The 19120-nt window shown below is 45.3% G+C and carries 19 protein-coding genes and 1 riboswitch; of the genes, 5 read left to right on the top strand and 14 right to left on the bottom strand.

What is annotated here, in order from left to right:
- Positions 1-25 precede the first annotated feature (25 nt).
- The 9 genes from NSU16_RS02525 to lrpC form a co-directional block, all read right to left on the bottom strand.
- Positions 26-484: an NUDIX hydrolase gene (locus tag NSU16_RS02525; protein WP_339191980.1), complete on the bottom strand. Its 459-nt coding sequence runs from the start codon at positions 482-484 to the stop codon at positions 26-28.
- A gap of 49 nt (positions 485-533) precedes the next feature.
- Positions 534-2357, bottom strand: coding sequence for a potassium transporter KimA (gene kimA / locus NSU16_RS02520; RefSeq protein ID WP_339191978.1), 1824 nt, complete (start codon positions 2355-2357; stop codon positions 534-536).
- A gap of 189 nt (positions 2358-2546) precedes the next feature.
- Positions 2547-2691: riboswitch (cyclic di-AMP (ydaO/yuaA leader) on the bottom strand.
- Between the two features lie 134 nt (positions 2692-2825).
- Entirely contained in the window at positions 2826-4937 is a 2112-nt protein-coding gene (locus NSU16_RS02515) for a cellulose biosynthesis cyclic di-GMP-binding regulatory protein BcsB (RefSeq protein WP_339191976.1), read from the bottom strand.
- 5 nt (positions 4938-4942) lie between these two features.
- Complete coding sequence (locus NSU16_RS02510; protein WP_010333076.1) at positions 4943-6205, bottom strand: glycosyltransferase family 2 protein; 1263 nt, start codon at positions 6203-6205, stop codon at positions 4943-4945.
- Positions 6198-7928: a DUF2334 domain-containing protein gene (locus NSU16_RS02505; RefSeq protein WP_339191974.1), complete on the bottom strand. Its 1731-nt coding sequence runs from the start codon at positions 7926-7928 to the stop codon at positions 6198-6200. The genes NSU16_RS02510 and NSU16_RS02505 overlap by 8 nt, the downstream gene beginning before the upstream one ends.
- Complete coding sequence (locus tag NSU16_RS02500) at positions 7918-8769, bottom strand: diguanylate cyclase (RefSeq protein WP_168746963.1); 852 nt, start codon at positions 8767-8769, stop codon at positions 7918-7920. Before NSU16_RS02500 ends, NSU16_RS02505 begins: the two co-directional genes overlap by 11 nt.
- A complete protein-coding gene (locus NSU16_RS02495; RefSeq protein WP_339191973.1) occupies positions 8750-9844 on the bottom strand; it encodes a lipoprotein YdaJ in 1095 nt (364 codons plus the stop codon). Before NSU16_RS02495 ends, NSU16_RS02500 begins: the two co-directional genes overlap by 20 nt.
- 198 nt (positions 9845-10042) lie before the next feature.
- The gene (locus NSU16_RS02490; protein ID WP_339191971.1) at positions 10043-12226 is read right to left on the bottom strand and encodes a DNA topoisomerase III; all 2184 of its coding nucleotides are present in this window, start codon (positions 12224-12226) and stop codon (positions 10043-10045) included.
- Positions 12227-12290: 64 nt separating this feature from the next.
- Entirely contained in the window at positions 12291-12725 is a 435-nt protein-coding gene (gene lrpC, locus NSU16_RS02485) for a transcriptional regulator LrpC (RefSeq protein ID WP_010333071.1), read from the bottom strand.
- A gap of 150 nt (positions 12726-12875) precedes the next feature.
- Here lrpC and NSU16_RS02480 point away from each other — a divergent pair, with 150 nt between their 5' ends.
- From NSU16_RS02480 to NSU16_RS02465, 4 genes are all read left to right on the top strand, one after another.
- Complete coding sequence (locus NSU16_RS02480) at positions 12876-13076, top strand: helix-turn-helix transcriptional regulator (protein WP_101864010.1); 201 nt, start codon at positions 12876-12878, stop codon at positions 13074-13076.
- Positions 13073-13537, top strand: a complete 465-nt coding sequence (locus NSU16_RS02475) for a DUF6773 family protein (RefSeq protein WP_326226524.1) — start codon at positions 13073-13075, stop codon at positions 13535-13537. Before NSU16_RS02480 ends, NSU16_RS02475 begins: the two co-directional genes overlap by 4 nt.
- Before the next feature lie 102 nt (positions 13538-13639).
- A complete protein-coding gene (locus tag NSU16_RS02470; protein ID WP_010333070.1) occupies positions 13640-13930 on the top strand; it encodes a DUF3817 domain-containing protein in 291 nt (96 codons plus the stop codon).
- Positions 13931-14056: 126 nt separating this feature from the next.
- Positions 14057-14494: a carboxymuconolactone decarboxylase family protein gene (locus NSU16_RS02465; protein ID WP_339192636.1), complete on the top strand. Its 438-nt coding sequence runs from the start codon at positions 14057-14059 to the stop codon at positions 14492-14494.
- A 38-nt stretch (positions 14495-14532) separates the two neighbouring features.
- On the opposite strand, the gene amj is transcribed toward NSU16_RS02465, so the two are convergent.
- From amj to NSU16_RS02440, 5 genes are all read right to left on the bottom strand, one after another.
- Complete coding sequence (gene amj / locus NSU16_RS02460; protein ID WP_010333068.1) at positions 14533-15342, bottom strand: lipid II flippase Amj; 810 nt, start codon at positions 15340-15342, stop codon at positions 14533-14535.
- Positions 15343-15852: 510 nt separating this feature from the next.
- On the bottom strand, positions 15853-16275 hold the full coding sequence (locus tag NSU16_RS02455) for a pyridoxamine 5'-phosphate oxidase family protein (RefSeq protein ID WP_339191969.1): 423 nt from the start codon (positions 16273-16275) through the stop codon (positions 15853-15855).
- Positions 16276-16352: 77 nt separating this feature from the next.
- The gene (locus tag NSU16_RS02450) at positions 16353-16904 is read right to left on the bottom strand and encodes a GNAT family protein (protein WP_326196170.1); all 552 of its coding nucleotides are present in this window, start codon (positions 16902-16904) and stop codon (positions 16353-16355) included.
- Positions 16905-16993: 89 nt separating this feature from the next.
- Positions 16994-17497, bottom strand: a complete 504-nt coding sequence (gene lyxE / locus NSU16_RS02445; RefSeq protein ID WP_010333065.1) for a D-lyxose ketol-isomerase — start codon at positions 17495-17497, stop codon at positions 16994-16996.
- Between the two features lie 14 nt (positions 17498-17511).
- The gene (locus tag NSU16_RS02440) at positions 17512-18372 is read right to left on the bottom strand and encodes an SDR family oxidoreductase (RefSeq protein WP_168746957.1); all 861 of its coding nucleotides are present in this window, start codon (positions 18370-18372) and stop codon (positions 17512-17514) included.
- A 151-nt stretch (positions 18373-18523) separates the two neighbouring features.
- Between NSU16_RS02440 and NSU16_RS02435 the strand changes: the two genes are divergently transcribed.
- Positions 18524-19120, top strand: coding sequence for a class I SAM-dependent methyltransferase (locus NSU16_RS02435; RefSeq protein WP_010333063.1), 597 nt, complete (start codon positions 18524-18526; stop codon positions 19118-19120).

Below are 19120 nucleotides of genomic sequence, written 5' to 3'. Positions count from 1 at the left end.
GGAGCCGTTTAAAACCCGGAGGCAACTATCGCTTGCTGTATTTCCTTCTGAACAGGTCTAGGGCCGCCAAAAAGCTGTTGTCCTTGACGGTACTCTTGATGCCCGCGGCGCCGTTTAGAAAATCTCTGATTTGCATTTTCCGGTTTGGCACCATCAAAAGCGGCAGACGCTCCGGCGAAAACCACTTCATCCCGGCCGTTTCCATGCCGTTTTCTATCGCTTGTCCGCCTGTTATGTTCCCTGCAAACACATGCTGTTCGTCCTGAAACTTAGGTCTTTGATAGACACCCAATTTCCCGGAAAGCTCTATCAGATATCCCGTTTCTTCCATTACCTCCCGGATCGCCGCTGCCTCCGGGGTTTCTCCTGATTCAACCCGTCCGCCCGGCAAATCCCATAAAGGAACGTCTTTTCGTTTGACCAGCAGAATTTGCCGCTTTGCGTTTGTCACTATAACAAATGCCCCTTCCGTATACACCGCCATTCCCCCTTTATTTAAAAAAGACCAAGGGATGTCCCTTGGTCTTAGCTGCTTACTTTTTAAAATGATACGGCAATGTGGCAACGATTATGTCCTTCTTCCAGAACAGCCGGACTCTCAGCAGGAAGGCTGACTGGTTGTGCAGAATGGTATGCCAGCGTTTTTTTGTTATAAACTGCGGGAACAGCACCATGACAGAAAACTGTTTCTTCTTTGCTTTTGCTTCAACAGTTTCCAAGAACTTATCAAACGGATGGATCAGGCTTCTGTACGAAGAGTGAAGCGTGACAAGACGCACTCCATTATTCAGCTCTTCCCAGCGTTTTTCCACTTTCTTTTCCTGTTCTCTGTCAAACGATACGTGAACGGCAATGACCTGATCTGACAGTGACTTTGCGTATTGAATGGATTTTTGCACGACGGTCGTGACACCGGCTACAGGCACAATCACGACCGTACCTTTGATTTCTTCCGGCTGTTTGTTTACGATACGAAGCTGCTCACCGACAGCCGTATAATGATTCTTAATCGCAAAAAACAAAAAAACGACGATAGGCATAAAGATCAAAACAGGCCATACGACATTAAACTTCGTGACAAACAGGATGGACAGAACCATAAACGATATCAATGCGCCGCAGGAGTTGATCAGCATTTTTCCAATCCAGCCTTTTGGTTTTTGTTTGATCCATTTGATGCACATTCCTGTTTGCGAAAGCGTAAATGGAATAAACACACCGACCGCGTATAGCGGAATTAAGTGCTCCGTCTGCCCTCCAAATAACAGAATCAGCACAATTGAGGCAACGCCTAAAAAGATAATTCCGTTTGAGAAGCCTAAGCGGTCGCCTCTTACTGTAAACATGCGCGGCATGTACTGGTCTCTCGCCAAATTGAAGGCAAGCTGCGGGAAAGCTGAAAAGCCCGTATTCGCCGCAAGGACCAAAATTAACGATGTCACACCCTGAATGACATAGTAAAACACATTTCTTCCGAAGGTATCCGACGCAATTTGTGAAATGACCGTTTCATTTGGTTTCGGAGCCGTCCCATAACCGTATGCAAGTACTGTGATACCGGCAAACAGAACCGCAAGCAAGATCCCCATCATAGCCAACGTTCTCGCCGCGTTTCGCGCAGGCGGGTTTTTGAAGGCTGGAATCGCGTTGGAGATCGCTTCAACTCCGGTAAGCGCGGAGCAGCCGGATGAAAAAGCCTTTAGCAACAAAAACAGCGTAATGCCGGCTACCGGTGTGCCGATCGGTGTATGGTGGACAGGCTGATCTATTTGCCCTGTCATAAGCTTAAATAAACCGACGGCAATCAGGATGAAAAGAGCCCCCACAAACAGATAGACCGGGTAGGCAAGTATTGATGCTGATTCTGACAGCCCCCGCAGATTTAAAATCATAATCACTAAAACCAGCAAAACAGCAATGGGTATATGATAATCATGCAGTGCCGGGAACGCCGAGGTGATGGCGTCCGTTCCTGCGGAAATACTTACTGCTACAGTTAATATATAATCGACGAGCAATGAACCGCCTGCAATCAGCCCGGGCTTTTCGCCGAGGTTTTCTTTTGATACAACATACGCCCCGCCGCCCTGCGGATAAGCGTAAATAATTTGCCTGTATGAGAGAATCAGCGCGAGCAGCAAAATGAGTACGCCGACCGCTATCGGAATGGAATACCAAAATGCAGCAGCGCTTACCGCCGCCAATATGATAAGAATTTGTTCCGTTCCGTAAGCGACAGATGATAAAGCATCTGAGGAGAGCATGGCAAGTGCCTTTAATTTTGTCAGTTTTTGTTCTCCTGCTGCTTGTGATTTTAACGGTTTCCCAATCAAAAAACGTTTGATTGAATGATACATCGATGTCTTCCCCTTTTAATTTCATTTTTCATTAAAACAATAAAACATCCGCATCTGTTCTCACATTTTATAATAGTCCTTTCTGCTATGATGTCTCTGTATGCGATTTACATTCTGAAAATTGAACAGCAAAAAACACAGAGGCAAACGGATGCCCCTGTGCCTTAACATCGAACACAGGTTTCATTCATCTCCTCTCATGAACGCTTACGAGGTTAGCTGACGGATTCGGGCATATGAGAGTTTGCCCTACCTAAAAAGGATTCACCCCGAGCGGCAAAATGCCGCCAAAATGGGTCCCCCGCTCTGTTTTCAGATTAAGCGATTTGTTTTCTAAAAGAGATCATACTCCCGTTTACGTATGTTGTAAAGAGGCTTATCGGCCCTGAGAAAAAAATAAAATGACAGGTTCCACAAATGGAAAATTTGAACCAAATTAAAAAACAGAGGCTGATATCAGCCTCTGTCTTATTCTCTATCTATCTTTCTTTTTCTTCGTCTAACGGTGACCCAAATGAAGCATGCCGCAATCACCATAATGAGAGCCAGCACGCCGATATACAGCAGTTTTTGGCCTTGATCTTGGGTTGTTTTTTCTGCTTCAGAACTGTTTGTTTCTGATTTGAGCTGCTGGTGGTTTGTAAACACCTGCTGGCTGTTTGTTTCATTGATGACGGTCGCCGTGTCATCATTGCTGTTCAAAAAGCTGATCATTTCTTTTGTGACGGCTGCACCATTTTCTTTCAGCGGCGCAAAAACAGCCATCGTATAATTTGCATCCCATAAAGACGCCTGGGTAAATGCCACTTGTTTCGTTGTCTCGTTCAGCATTTCAAAGCCCGACACGTCAAACGAGCCGTTTTTCGCTTGAGGCACGAGCAGATCAGCAGATTTCTCTTTCAAAAGAGAGAACTGGCTGACGCCGCCAATGAAAATTAAGTTCCGGCCTTTCGCGTCATCCGCTTTGACTTCAGATGCTTTCCTTACTGTAAAAGATTGCTGGGCTTCGCTTCCGAAGGAATCAGTAACGAGAGAAAGCTCTTTAAGCTTAGGTTGGCTCACACTGTCAGGAAGCACAATCAGTGTTGCCTGTTCCTGATTTCCGGCGTAAGGAAGCGGCCATTCCTGGAAATTCGCTGACGGAGCTGTGCCTTTAACGGTGTAAGACAAGGCGCTGCTTTTATCAATAAAGACCCATTTCTCTTCGTCGGTTGTATCGCAAGGGTTGTTTTCCTTTAAGCCTGTGGTGATAAACTGCATATCAATGTAGCGGTTTTTCTGCAGCAGCTTAGGGTCTACTTTCAGCGTGACATGATAGTATCCGTTTTTATCTTCTTTTCCTAATTCATTGAGGCGGACCGAATGCGGCTGCCCGTTGATTAGGACCTTCAGCTCTGCTGCTTGAGAGGATGAATCGCTTTCTGCGGCGGCTGCTTGAATCGTTTCCGATTTCTTTAGCTTAAGCGACAGCTTGGCTGATTGGTTTTGATCTATCACCGCCGAAGCCGGATAAAAATAATGCGCTGAAGATGTTTTGTCAGCTCCAATTGTCATATCTTCTGCCCCGAATTTCTCAAGGGTCAGCTTATTGCTTTCCTGCTTTTCAGACTTGTGAAGCTTGCCAATAGAAAGTGTTTCGCCGCTTAGCTGGCCGGTGTAAGTCTGCTCAGTGATGACGCTGATTTTTTCTGAGAGCACTTCATCAGATGCCGCTTGAGCAAACAGAACCGGCTGCTGCTTGCCTTGCGCTTTCAGCACGCGCTCCGCAAGCAGAAGTGTTTCTCCTTTTGCCTGTAAGCCGGCTTGCTTAATCAGCTTTTTCACCTTGCCGTTCCAATGCTTGTCCACACCGATGAAAATGGTCGGCTTGTCGATTTGCTTCACTTCAGATTCCTTCACAAACGAAATGCTGATACTGCTGTCCGCAGTTTTTAGATATCCTTCTGTTTTGACAGCCGCTTCAATTTCCGCCGAACTCGGGTTATCCGGAATGACAATAGCAGTCTCTTCCGCTGTATTACCCGATTGGGCAAATGGATATGGGTAATGTTCAAGTGACGTTCCCTTCGCTTCGCTGCTGTCCGCCAGTGTCAGGCGGCTGTCCGGAAAAATTTTGATCCAGTTGCCGGACGTATCCTGTCTGACGCAGACGCCCTCTTTCATGACGCCGTAAAATTTCAGTGATACGCTGTGATAGCCTTGGGCGGACTGGCTTTTGGTCAAGTTCAGCTTCAGTGTTTTCCGTTTTGAATCACCGTTTAGCTTTACTGTTTTGACCGGTTCATCGTCAATCACAGCCGTTAATGAAGAAGGAGAAATTAATAGATCCGATGCCTCGTATTCAATCACCAATTGCTGGCTGCCGGAAGAGGCGCCTGCGGGAATTTGATACGTCATTTCCGCGCTGTCTTTTGATCCGTACAGTGTCATGAGATCGCTTGTCAGCACCTGCTGTTTGGCTTGTTCACGGCTGCTTTTGCCTAGAAGAGAGCCATCGACCTGCATCTCTTGGGCGAAGGCCGTTTGTCCGGTCATTGCCAGCAGCATAATGCTTGTAAGAAAAATAAGTAGTTGTTTCAAAAAGGTCACCCGCTTTTATGTTGATTGTATCGTTCTGTCTTGTACCATTTGACCTCCTGCTTGAATAAACGGTGCTTGATTTCTACGAATAAAGAATAGATCACGAGCACAATCCATGCCTGCGAGTACGTAAAGTACATCAGAAATACGATAAAGAAGTTTTGCCTGTTCATTTCTGTTTTTTCAATGCTTAACGTAATCATGACCTCGGTCATAAATAAGAAAAACGCCAAAATCCAAAGAATCATTGCCAAAAACCCGACCGACAAATGCAAATCATAAAACAGATTGACCACAAATATCGTGTTTGACATGATCACGCCAAAGAAAAACAGGAAATACGTAAAGAAAAAGTAAAACAAGTCAAAGATAATCCGTTTTCGTTTCAGTTTGAAAAACTGCGCCAAAAACTTCAGGACGACATATTGATTGCCGCGCGCCCATCTCGTCCGTTGGCGCCACCACACCTTCCACGTTTCCGGCTCCTGCTCCCAAGTAATAGCAGCCGGGAAAAAGCGGATGTGATAGCCGAGGTTATACACCCGGATGGTCAGCTCGGTATCTTCAGCCAGCGCTTTATCATCCCAGCCCCCGAGCTTTTCAATAATGCTTCTGCGGATTGCGAAATTGGTTCCGGGAATGGTAGCGATTTTGAACCACTTCCATCTGCCACCCTGCGCCATCCACTGAAAACAGATCGTTTCAATATTGATAAACTTCGTCAGCAGCGTTTTTGCTGCATTGATGACACGGAATTTCCCCACCACTGCGCCTGCCTTCTCGTCATTCATCAGACCGAGAACAAGATAATACACGGCCATTTTTTCAGGCGTGTTGTCGGCGTCATATACACAAATGACATCACCGTTCGATTCAGCAAAACCGGAGTTGAGCGCCGAGGATTTGCCTTTTCCGGCGTTAGGCGGTTTTGTGATTACCATTTTGATAAAATCGTATTTCTGGGAAAATTCATTGACGATATCACCCGTCCGGTCTGAAGAATTATCGTTTACCACAATAATCTCCAGCCGGTCCTTCGGATAATAAAGATTCACCATAGCCTTCAGCGTCTGCCGAATGACAACTTCTTCATTATGGGCCGGGATGAGCACACTGACCTTCGGCAATTCCTTCATGTTTTCTCTCCACTTCGGAATGTTCCGCTCGAAGGTCATGTAGTGGCGGAATCCGCCCTGCATGAGAAACATGTGATAGAGAAGCATGACCCATATTAAACTCAGCGAGATAAAGAACAGCATATTACCCAAGGCTTCTTCTCTCCTTAAACATTCGTTTTTTTAATGTGGCCCTCAAGTAAAACGTATAGCTGACAAACATGATGACAAACAAGAGCACAACTGCGGAGAGAATCCATAACGCCTTTTCCAACGGGGTTTGCCGATGGTGGTCGAAAAACTCGCCGACGGCACTTACGCCGTTTTTCACCTGAATCGTTCCGTCACCGCTTGTATGAATTTCCACTTTGTCTGTTTTGACGGTTTGTTTCGTTTTCTTCAAATCAAGCCATTCACTGTCCGGAATGCGTTCCATCTGGTCAACAAGCTCCGGCAAATATTTCATCCCAAGATACGGGTGATAAAACCCTCCGGCCACTCCGCCTTCAAAATCAATCACCTGTGATATGTTCTCCTGCATATCGCCGAGCGGGTTTTGTTTTGATGTATCGACAAAACCGATTGTTTCCGGATACAGCGTCATCCCATGCAGCATAGCTGGTTTGGTCAAAAACGGGGATGCACCGGAGGTTTTCCATGTTGTATTGCTGAGCTGCACCTGCCCAAACATGCTTGAAAAATACTGTGAAGCTATTTGATAGCCGTACTCAGACATCGTATAGTGCGGGGCTTCAAATGCCAGCGGATAAAGCCCTGCCGAGGTTAAATCCTCAATGGCGTGCGTCAGCTTTTGCCTTGTATATGTTTCTTCCTTTTCCTGAAACGGCTTCAAATAGCTCTTATAGGCCTGTTCATTCGGAAAAGCCTGTTCCTTTTCCAAAATGGACGGGGTGTCATCGGCATTTTCCGAAGTGATTGGCTGGTCCGCCTTGGCATCCCAAAACTCGAAGCCCTCTCCTGTTTCACTGTGGCGATAGGCGTGTGTATAGCCATGAACAATGATACTGCCGCCCATGCTTTGCAGTTTTTTCAATACCTTGACCATCTTCGGTTTATCAGACAAATACACTTTATCGCCTGTTTCCGGATTCAGATACACCGGAATGACTGACAGGATAAAAGGCACATGTCTCTTGTACAGATATGTACCGGCTTGAAGCAGCAAGGTTTCATCAGACATCGGGCTGATATCCTCCAGCCGCAAATATAAAAGCGTGATTCCAGCCTTCTCTCCAAATGCTTCTCGAAGCTCTTTCGCCACGATCAAATTGTCATTTAACAGATTGGGTAAGCCGATATACACATTTGATTTTTCCGTTTTCCATATAAACGGACGCGCTTTGCCGTCAGCAGATGTAAAGGTATACAGCGCCTTTCCTTTCAGGCCTGATACGCTCAGCACGTGAAGCCCGCTCTCTAAGGAGACATCGTTTCTTTCCGTGCTGCTGTGAATCTGATAGACATGTTCTTTGCGGGTTAAGGAAAGACCGGAAAATTGGCTGATTTGTCCGGCATTATAGCCGATCGCGACGACAGGTTTTTTTACGCCGCTGATGAGGGATACCAGTTTTTTGCTGAGCTTTCTTTTCGTTTGCCCGTAATAGATAACATGTTCTTTGCCTTTCACATCAGATGCTGTAACATCCGAATCTTTTCTGACCGTGACATGAGATGTAAAATGGCCGGCCAATAAATCGAGCATTTTGACTTGAGGCGACTCTTTGCCGTCCAAGGTTGAGTAGATGATGAGAACACCGTCATCCTGCCCCTTTGCTTGGGCCGACACGGGAAAAGAAGCAATAGCTGTTAGCATCAGAACGGTCACGCAGAGTAGCGTTATTCTTCTAAAGTTCATTCATCATCATCTCGTTTTCCAGTTCATCTAAAAATTGATCAGCTGTCCTTATATCTCTTCGATAAGGTAAATAACAGACATGGAACGTAAGCGACACATACTTTCCGTTTGTCAGCTGATACGTGTCCAGCTGTTTTTTCAGCTTTGCCAGAACGGCCGGCATATGTTCAGCCGGCGTGTGTGTCAGCACAATGCCGAAGCGCTCGTCAGAGGGGCGGAATTTTTTATCCGTTTCCCGGACGCTTGACCTGATTTGCAGGCTGACGAATTGAAAGAGGCGGTCGGTCTCTTTCTCTCCGTACAAAGACTTAAATTCCTTGAAATAATGCATATGAAGCAGCAAAAAGACAAAGGAATTGCCGTAGCGCTCCGCCCGTTTGATTTCCTCTGACAATTCCAGTTTCATTCTTTGCTTGTTATCAAAACCCGTCACTCTGTCGACAGCCACGAAGCTTTTGATTTCAGATTGAAGACGTTTGACTGAACGGCGCAGCTCTGCTGCAATATCGTGGATTCTTCCTGACATAAAGGAAAACAGCAAAAGCGCAATTCCCCACACGATCAGCATGCGCAGCCCGTCTTCAGCCGAAAACATCACAGCCTGTCCAGTCTGAAAAAACATCATGAGCGTGCCAAGAACAAAGAGAACGATTAAAGTGACCGCCAGCGCGTAAATCGGACCGAACCAAATGCCGGCTCCGATCACGACAAATGTGATGCAAATGATCAGAAAGCCCTCCGACTGCTCGGCGGACACATAAAAAATAAACAGAGACAGGGCTGCGATAAGCCCTGAAAGATAAGCAAATAATTTTTGTGATTCATTGAATGATCGTTTCATTAAAAAGCTTCCTTTCGGCTAACAGCGGCAGCAGATTGTCGAACGAGTGCGTGTCGGAGCCGCTCATGTAACCCCCATAATACGGTTTCGCCGGATCAAGAATTTCAAAGTCATTCATTCTATCATAAATCGCTTTGATGACCGAGCTGTCTTCATGTTGTTTTGCCAAAAATAAAGCAGCTAACGCGTATACGGACGGCGACTCATATTGGACGGCAGGCTCCTTCGTATCTGCTGAATATCGTCCGTACAGCTTTCCGTTTGCCTGAAATTCCTTTTTGACCCACTCCGCTATCACAGCGGCTTTTTCATTCCCTTCCGGCAAATGCCACGCGGCGTAGAGCTGGTCAATGACGTTTACTTCACTGTCATATTTGTACTGCTTTGACTCTGCGCTGTACGTTTTTGGAAGGAAACCATTCTTTAAAGGGGCTAGATAGAGAACATCGGCATTTCGCTGTACTGTTTCTTCGTCTATGATCCCATACTTTTTCAAAACAGCTAGTGCATCGGGCATGACATACGAAAGCGTCACGTCCTTTGAAGCGGCCTGAGAGGCTGAATCGTAAAAGTCTGTAAACATCCCGTTGTACATGTTATATGTCTTTATAGCCGTGCCGATATCACGGGCCGTTTTTTCATATTGGCTGCTCCCCCAAAGAGCAGCTGCCTGATCGAGAGACACCATGATTCTCATATCATCAATCAGCGCGTTTGTTCCGCTCGCTTGACCGTTTTGTATCTTCCATGTCACCAGCTGATGATTCAGAAGAAAAGAATTCGTCAGATGCTGATATTGCTCCTGAAAATGCGAGGCGTCTTGTCTGCTGACCAAAAACTCCATCCACAGGCCAATCGATTCTGATAAATAGGAGGGCTGATCTGAGAAATCCGTTTTGATAAGCCCCTGGTCATTCATAAGATTGTGATAGATGAAATACTCCGCCGGCTGAAGCGGTCGGGTATTCCTATCTGCCTCCGACTGATATAGGATTTTATTTCCAGCTTCAACACACCCTGCGGAAAGTCCGATAGATAAGCAACATAAGATAGCAGCGACCAACACATGCCGCACAGGCAAATCCCCCTTTGTCGTCCAAAGCGAATCAGACGCACACCAATATATGACGAAATTATTACTGCCATGTTACAAATTATATTAACTATAAAAGAAAAAAACGAAGATTACTAGCTTTTTTTCCCCTTTTTGAACTTTCAAAAAACAGGACCTAAGTCCAATAAAAAAACCTGTGCGAATCGCACAGGTTTCTTTTTATTTATCCAAACCGAGTTTCTTCAGCTGTTCCGCCAACGCATTGTTAATCGGTTCATCTTTATTTTGTTTTTTCAAATAGGAAGAGACGTCCCGCTTTGTAGCGCGCCCTTTGTCTTTGTTTTTCCGTTTTTCAAATACAGAAAGCTTCTCACGGTGCCCGCAAACACACGCGAAGGTCTGGCCTTCTCCTTGGCCTCGAAGCTCCATTCTTTTATGGCAGTTCGGGCAGCGCGCGTTTGTTTTTCTGGCGATCGTTTTTCTGCTTCCGCATTCCCGGTCCTGGCACACGAGCATGGTGCCGCGCTTGCCGTTTACCTTCAGCATCATTTTGCCGCACTCCGGACATGCCGTTCCCGTCATGTTATCATGTCTGAAGGTTTGGCTGCTGTTTTTGATTTCTGTTACCGTTTGCTTAGCGTAAGCCTTCATGTCTTTAATAAAGACAGCGGATTTTAATTTTCCAGCCGCAATGGCGGACAGCTTTTGTTCCCATTCTGCCGTTAAAGCAGGTGATTTCAAATCCTCAGGAACGAGCTGCAGGAGCTGTTTTCCTTTTGAGGTGATAAAAATGTCTTTTTCTTTTTTCTCAATTAAAAAGCTGTTGAACAGTTTTTCGATAATGTCGGCACGCGTTGCAACCGTACCGAGGCCGCCTGTTTCGCCAAGCGTTTTGACAAGGTCTTTTTCTTCTCCCTGCATAAAGGCGCTTGGGTTCTCCATAGCTGACAGCAGCGTCCCTTCATTAAAACGGGCTGGCGGTTTGGTTTGTCCGCTTGTTTCAGTTAATGTGCGGACAGTGAGCGAGGCGCCTTTTTGCAGAACCGGAAGCGCCTGATCTCTGTCGTCCTCCTGCTCGTCATCCTCGTCAGCCATGTCATAAACGGCTTTCCAGCCTTGTGACTGCACAGTTTTTCCCTTCGCTGTAAAAGTTTCTCCGCCGATTTCTGCCATGACCTTTGTTTCTTCATATTCAAAAGCCGGCATCAGCACAGCTAAGAAACGTTTGGCAATCAGGTCATACAGCTTGCGTTCTTTATCGCTGAGACTGCTGAGAACAAGCGGCTCTTCAGTCGGGATAATCGCATGGTGGTCTGACACTTTAGCATCATTGACGTAGCCTTTATGCGATTTGATGCCGCGCTTTTTAATTTGGGTGACATATTGGGCATACGGTTTCACTTCCATGCCCTCCAGCCGGTCTTTTAAGGTTGGGACAATGTCACTGGATAAAAACCGTGAGTCTGTCCGCGGATATGTGACAAGCTTGTGCTGCTCATACAGCTTCTGCAGAACTGAGAGCGTTTCTTTGGCGGAAAATCCGAAGCGTTTGTGGGCGTCCCGCTGGAGTTCCGTCAAGTCGTAAAGCGCAGGAGCAAAGCTTTTTTTCGCTGTTTTTTTCAGTTCAGCGACCACCGCCTGTTTTCCATCAAGTTCTTTTAGCAAACGGCTTGTCACGCCTTGGTCAAATGTTCTCGTCTGCTTCGATTTTTTGTCCTGCCACGTCAGCGTCATTCCATCGACCGCTGCGCGAATGCCGTAATATGGAACAGGCTTAAAGGCTTGGATGTCCGCCTCGCGCTTCGCAATCATGGCTAGTGTCGGCGTCTGCACGCGTCCGCATGAAAGCTGGGCATTGAATTTTGTGGTGAGCGCACGGGTCGCGTTAATGCCGACAATCCAATCCGCTTCTGCTCTGGCAACGGCTGAGTGGTACAGATTTTCATATTCTTTGCCGCTGCGCAGCTTTTGAAAACCTTCCTTGATCGCTTTGTCCGTTACTGAGGAAATCCACAGCCGTTTGATCGGTTTACGGACGTTCGCTTTTTCAATGATCCAGCGTGCGACGAGCTCACCTTCCCGGCCGGCATCTGTCGCGATGACGATCTGATTGACGTCCTTGCGGGTAAGCTGCGCTTTCACCGCATTGAACTGCTTTCCGGTTTTTTTGATGACCACTAGCTTTAGTGGTTCAGGGATAATCGGCAGATCCTCAAGCCGCCATGATTGAAATTCTTTTCCGTAGCCTTCCGGATCAGCAAGTGTCACCAAATGGCCTAAAGCCCATGTGACAATATATTGATCTCCTTCGAGATAACCGTTCCCTTTTTTATGGCACTTCAGCACCCGGGCCAAATCGCGGCCGACTGAAGGTTTTTCAGCTAATACAACTGTTTTTGACATGCTTGATCACTTCTCTTTCTTTCACGCTCATCCTTTTATTATAACAGACTTGACCAGGCACTCTCTAACCGCGCCCGTTTTTTGTATCAATTTCTGAGAAAATGACGTGAGTGACGGTTTGGGCGTAAGGTGTTGTTTTATTGATGAAAGCTTCAACTGCTTCAAGGCTTTCCGCGTTGATTTTCAGTATATAGCAGGCCGCTCCCGCAATCCGATAGCAAAATTCAATATTCGGCAGCGTTTGAATGTAGCTTTTGAATCGATCGTAATCCCCGTTTTTGACGGTTGCTTCGACAATACAGGAAACCGGAAGGCCAAGTTTTTTCTGATCTACCTCCAGCGTATATTGCTTAATGATGCCAAACGATTCCAGCTGTCTCACCCGTTCGGTGACTGATGGCGGGGACAGCTTAATTTTCCGTCCTAACTCCCTCATGGACAAACGGCTGTCTTTTTTCAGTTCCGCAATGATATTCAGATCAATTTGGTCAAGTTTCATATCAAAATCCTTCTTTTATTTTTGTTCACATTATCTCGGGAATTTGTGTAAATGACAAGATAAAAGGTTTAGATTTCATTGACTTTCAAACACCAGAAAAGTAATATATATTTAACATTATGCAATATATATATTACACAGGGGGCAAACATGACCAATCGCGTAAAACTGGCACGGGTGGAAAAGGGGTGGACCCAGTCTCAATTGGCACAATATGTTCAAGTGACAAGACAAACAATCGGATTGATTGAAAAAGGCAAGTACAATCCAACGCTGCAGCTATGCATCGCGATTGCGAAGGCGCTGGATAAGACACTGGATGAATTATTTTGGGAAGGGGACTGCCAATGAAGCATTTATTTTTTGTTTTTAAAGATGAGTATGTCGAAAAGAAAATGAAACAGTTTTATGGGGAAGCAGGATTTATACTTGCTGCCTTAATGCTGATAGATCTCATTATTAGAGGTTTTGTTCTTCAACGAGATCCTATGGAGTACATGGTAAGCGGTGTTGGATTTGTTGTTTTTGCAGGATATATTCTCATTCGCTATTTATTATCAGGTCTTGAACACCCTGAGATTGCGACTGAAGTGACCTACCGAAAAAAAAGAAAAGAAATAATGGCAGCGAGCCTTATAACAGGTGTACTGTTTTTTATTATTAGTATACTGTTTACAGGCTATCCACATACGCTTCATGAGTGGCTGGAAGCATTGATGCTCGCAATACTGTTTATCTTCTTTTATTTTATCATCAACTTTTTAAGTCTCCGAAGATCTTTTCTAAAAAACAAAGAGCTGGATGATGAGTAAGCCAAATATGAATGTTTTCCGAACATTTTCTGAAACTTGTCATATATGCCCGCCGGATTGTTTATAGTATAGATGAAAACGTGTCCACGAGGAGGGCGATTTATGCTGCAAACGCCGATCGGAAGACTTCGCACGATGGGTTTTATTGAAGGAATGTCACTCTTAATCCTGCTTTTCGTCGCCATGCCGCTCAAATATTGGGCAGGCCTTTCTCTTGCGGTGACAATTGTCGGTTCTGTTCACGGCGGATTGTTTATTTTGTATTTGCTAGTGTTGGCCTATGTGACGTTTTCTGTGAAATGGTCGTTAAAATGGTCAGCGGCCGGTTTCGTCGCCGCATTCGTCCCATTCGGAAACTTTTTGTACGATCGCGGATTAAGGAACTTTAAATAAACGATAAAGCGGCATGATGTGATGCCGGCACTATTAAGAAAACAGCTTGAATCTGCTTCAGGCTGTTTTCTTTTTTAAACCTGACCACCATGTCATCATTATACAGTAGTGAAAGGAGATGGAATGGTGACGAAGAGGATTCCCTACGACCAAACAGCCCCTGATGGATTACAAATCATGATGAAAATGGAGGCATACACAAAAACATCCAATATTAACCGGACTACAAGAGAGCTAATAAAAATAAGAGCATCACAATTAAATGGCTGCGCCTACTGCATTAACATTCATACGAAAGATGCCCGAAAAATGGGAGAAACCGAACAGCGTATTTACGGATTAAACGCTTGGGAAGAGTGCAGTTTTTACACCCCTGAAGAAAAAGCAGCATTATTGCTGACAGAGCATGTCACTTTTATTTCTAACAAACGTGTATCTGATGATGTATATCAAGAGGTGCGTAAATATTATAATGAAAAAGAATATGTTGATTTAATCCTCATCATTAATCAAATTAACAGCTGGAACCGAATCGCCATTTCTATGGGCAACATCGCCGAATAAATAAAAAGCTGACCTTTCATCAGGTCAGCTTTTCTCCATCAAAACCATTTTGTCAGCCACGCGATATAATAAGCGCCAGGGATAAACAGAAGCTGGGCAAGAAGCGTGCCCGCTACCCTTGACGTCACCATTGTCACAGAGGTCCATTTCAAATAAACATAGCTTCGTTTTCCTTTTGCCACATCATCAGCAAGAACAGACACTTTCGGATCAACAAAAATGGCCAGCAGCATCGTCGCAATCCCGTTGATTAAGCCTGATGCCATAACCGCCGTCGTGCTGCGCTCGGGTGCAAGAAGCCCTGCGTAAAGTGCGGAAAGCACGCCGATTGTATAAATGGACGTGATCAGCATGTTAATGACAAACAGCCGTTTTGGAATGAAACGCATGTGAAATCCCTTCAAATACGAAGCAGACGGCAGACGCAAATAGGAGCAGGCATTTTTACATCCATTCTTAGAAAATCCTTTCCGAAAGACCTGAATAACGGAGCCGCCCCCGCTCGCCAAGTGGATGATCGCACGTGAAAAAAGGGCGACAAAAGACGGAAGCAGGATAATGCCCACAATAGTCCCGACCGTCGAGCCAAAGATCAGGAACCGGAACTGCTCGCCTACGAGCGCCAGCGCGTTTTTTCCGGCATCATCAATTAAGTGCCCCGTGAAGGGCTGCTGGACCATGTTTGACATTCTTGACACGATGACCATGACATTAAACAAGGAAAGCGCGGACGCGATAAACCCTACCCGGGCCCCTGAAAGCCTTGTGGCATAGGCAAGGGTCTCTATTGAGTGAATCAATAACAAAAAACAGAAAATAAAAACGACTTGTGTTGTAATAACATGCACAGTATTCTTTCCTCCAGTTTCATCCTAGTGATAAGACTGAAGGAAACAGCCAGAAGTTTCATGTGTGATTTGTTTTTTTCACAATAAAAAACCGCCGGCGTATGCCGAGCGGTTTGTCTTATTCTTTTCTATACGCAAATAAAGATTATATCATCCGCCAAGTCGGGCGGGTTAGATTCTAAAGCATTGTTCCGAAGAATCATTCTGGAAAGTAAACACCATGGAAATTTCTTGAACACAAGACAACGAAAGCCCTACCTCTCAATCGTCACTGCGGCTCCGAAGCCGCGCCGGTGTGAATTGTAAAACAAAAAAGTCTTTTTTCCATCTCATCGTTAGGGGCGATTTGTTATGAAGGAAAAGAATAAGGGCAGCTGGTTTGCTGCTTGTGAAGCGGTAAAAGCTTCTCTCTCAAAACAGAAAAAAGAAGTTTACTTTCTTTTTTATTTGCTTATTTTTCTTGCTTAGCTATTCATGATAACATATCGCCCCTGAAAACACAAACTTTTTTTATAAATCAAGTGAGACTGGTGTTTTCTCTCCTGCATTCATTAATCTGATAGTTTCCGGTTCGATTTCAAGAATCACCAGGTTCGGGTCATCCTTCCCGTCAAACCAGCGTTCCAATTTAGAACTCCAGATTTTGTCTTTCAATTCTGTTGAATTGTTTATTTTTGCTTTTCCTGTGACTTCGACATACGCATCGCCAAAGCCTTCACAATCATAACCTAATAAAATGTGCACATTGGGGTTATTCTCAATTTCTTCAGCTTTATGAGTTTTTTTGCTTGTCGGTGTATAAATCGTCAGCCCGTCATGGAAAAAAGTCATGTAGCGGGAATGCGGTTTGCCCTTTTGAACCGTTGCGAGCGAACCTACTTTATGGTGATCTAGAACATCAAGCACTTTTTGTTTAATATCTTGCTGATTCATCTCGAATCACTCCTTTTTAACGTCTCCGCTGTTACTTTTCCACATTCGGGACCGATTTAAACAAGAAAATGTGCTCTTTAATTTTTTGCATCCCATTCACGCTTTAACAGACTGTAATAGACGAGGTCGTGAAACTTGCCTTTAATGAATATGCCTTCCCTCGCTATTCTTTCCTCTTGAAAGCCGAGGCGCTCCGGGATCGCTCTGCTTTTGTGATTTCCGACAGCCGCACAGATCGCAACACGATTCAATTCCAGATCCTGAAAGGCATATGTGATGAGTGTTCGGCAGGCGGCAGTGATAATGCCTTTGCCTTCGTATTCCTCGCCAATCCAATAGCCAATTTCCGCTTTTTTATTTACTTGGTCAAGGTTATGCAGGCTAATCATGCCGCACAAGCTGCCGTCATATAGAATCCCCGCTTCAATGCCGTTCAGGTCAGCATACTGACGCCGCCAATCCGGAATGAGCGTTTCCCTGTACGTTTCGGCATCACTTGGATTTTCAGCCCAGAATAGCCATTGGCTGATTCGCTGCTGGTTCTCATGAATGATCGCTACCAGCCGCTCCGCATCTTTTGGCTCCAATAACCGGATGGTAATGTGCTCGTTTACGTCGCAGGTGAACATCTCCCTCGCCCTCTTTCCTTTTTTACCCATTATAACGGTGTTTCCGTTTTTTTCAATAAAAAAAAGGATGGGCTTTTTAAGCCTCATCCTTAAATTCTAGGGTCGGTAAAGATATCATGTTTGTCTGTACTGGTTGAAGACATTTCCGTTACGACTGCGCCTTCCTCCCCGGCCTGGAACCAATGCTTGGTGTTCGGCGGAATTGTATATTGCCCGCCGGGTTCAAGCTCAATCTCATGCCAGACTGTATAGTATTCTCTATCCTCTTGTGGAGGAAGAACCTTTGGAAGCTGTGTTTTTTCTCCTTCAACATAAAGATATACTTTTCCGTAGCGGCAGCGGAAGGTCTCCTGCTTGCCTTCCTGCCCGTCAACCGGCGGATGGCGATGCTCCGGGCACGTCTGTCCGGGAAACAGCACCAGTTCCTTTGAACAATATCGGTCTGTATTCACATAGACAAAGAGCTGGAGCCCGACTTTTCGTTCTTTTCCCAAGCCGTAGTCCATGAGCTGAATTTGTTCTACTTCATCATCTGTTAAGACAATACCAGCTTTTTGATAGTAGCTGTTTACTTCTTCTTTCGTGATGCTCATTTCCTCACTCCCTCTTACGTCGTCACAAAGTCTCCGCCGTTTACATGCAGCGTTTGTCCTGTCATATAGGATGATTCATCTGATGCCAGCAGCACATAGCATCCGACATGCTCAACAGGCTGACCCGGACGGCCCATCGGCGTATTTTGCCCAAATTGAGCGACTGTATCTTCTGAGAATGTAGATGGAATTAACGGTGTCCAGATTGGTCCCGGCGCTACGGCATTTACACGGATGCCGTCTTTGACAAGTGCCTGCGCCATTGTTCTAGTAAAGGCATTGATCGCACCTTTCGTAGCCGTATAATCAATCAGCATCGGATTACCGCGATAAGGGTTAATAGAAGTCGTATTGATGATCGCGCTGCCTGGTTTCATATAATCAATTGCTTTTTTAGTCAAATAAAATTGTGAATAAAAGTTTGTTTTGAATGTGCGGTGAAGCTGTTCGCTTGAAATATCTTTGATGCTTTCCTTCGGATGCTGCTCACCGGCATTGTTCACAAGGATATCCAGACGGCCGAGTTCATTCACGGTTTTTTCAACCGCTTCATTACAGAACTCCTCGTCGCCCACATCTCCGGAGATTAAGAGACATTTCACGCCCTCTTGTTCAACGCGTTTTTTGGTATCTTCAGCATCTCCCTGCTCATCCTTATATACAATGGCGATGTCAGCACCTTCCTTTGCGTAAGCCACGGATACCGCACGTCCGATTCCGCTGTCGCCGCCTGTAATGAGTGCGACTTTTCCTTTTAATTTATCAGCACCTTTATAATGCTCGTACTCATATACGGGACTTGGATTCATTTCACTTTCAATTCCCGGCTGGCGATTTTGGGTTTGTGCCGGCAGTTCTTTCGGATAGTTTGCCATAATGATTCTCCTCCTTTTTTTTCATGTCTATTTGTTGTGTACCTCGTGCCTACTTTGGATAAACATGGTTCAGCACCTTCGGATTGCTTTATCAGAAAAATGTTTCACATGGAACGCAAGGAGGAAAATGATGTGAAAAGGAGGTTGCTGAATGATTAACATGCTTTCTAAAAAATTCAGCAGACCGAAGGGGATGTTCGGCATACTTGCCGGATACATCATGGCTGCTGAAAATAAAACACTGAATCAGTGGACAATAGATCAGCTTGGATTAACACGCGGAGACCGCATTCTAGAAGTCGGTTTTGGACCGGGTTATTGCATGAAGCAGATGCTGAAACGCGAAAAGAGCGTTCATATCCATGGGCTTGATGTATCAGAGGCTATGCTGAAGCTGGCGGCACACAGATTAAAAACAGACCGTGTTCGCCTGATACAGGGCAGCATTGAAACGTTTCCCCTCCCCGCCGCGTATTATGATAAAGTCATTTCCGTTAACAACTACACGATTTGGAATAACCAGCAAGAAGGCATCAAACAGATTTATCAAGCCTTAAAACCCGGCGGCAAAGCAGCCATTACGATGCAGCCCCGGGAAGCAGATGCCAGTCCTGAAAAAACTGAATCGTTCGGAAAACAGATGCTTACTGACCTGAAAACGGCAGGCTTCAAAGACATTGATATCCAATATAAAGACATTAAACCTGAGCTTTCAGTCTGCGCAACCGCAAAAAAGCCCGTCACATAA

This window comes from Bacillus sp. FSL K6-1003 (genome assembly GCF_037964945.1).
GTDB lineage: Bacteria > Bacillota > Bacilli > Bacillales > Bacillaceae > Bacillus > Bacillus mojavensis.
Note: the sequence above shows the minus strand (reverse complement) of the source record. Positions and strands in the feature narration are given on the sequence as shown.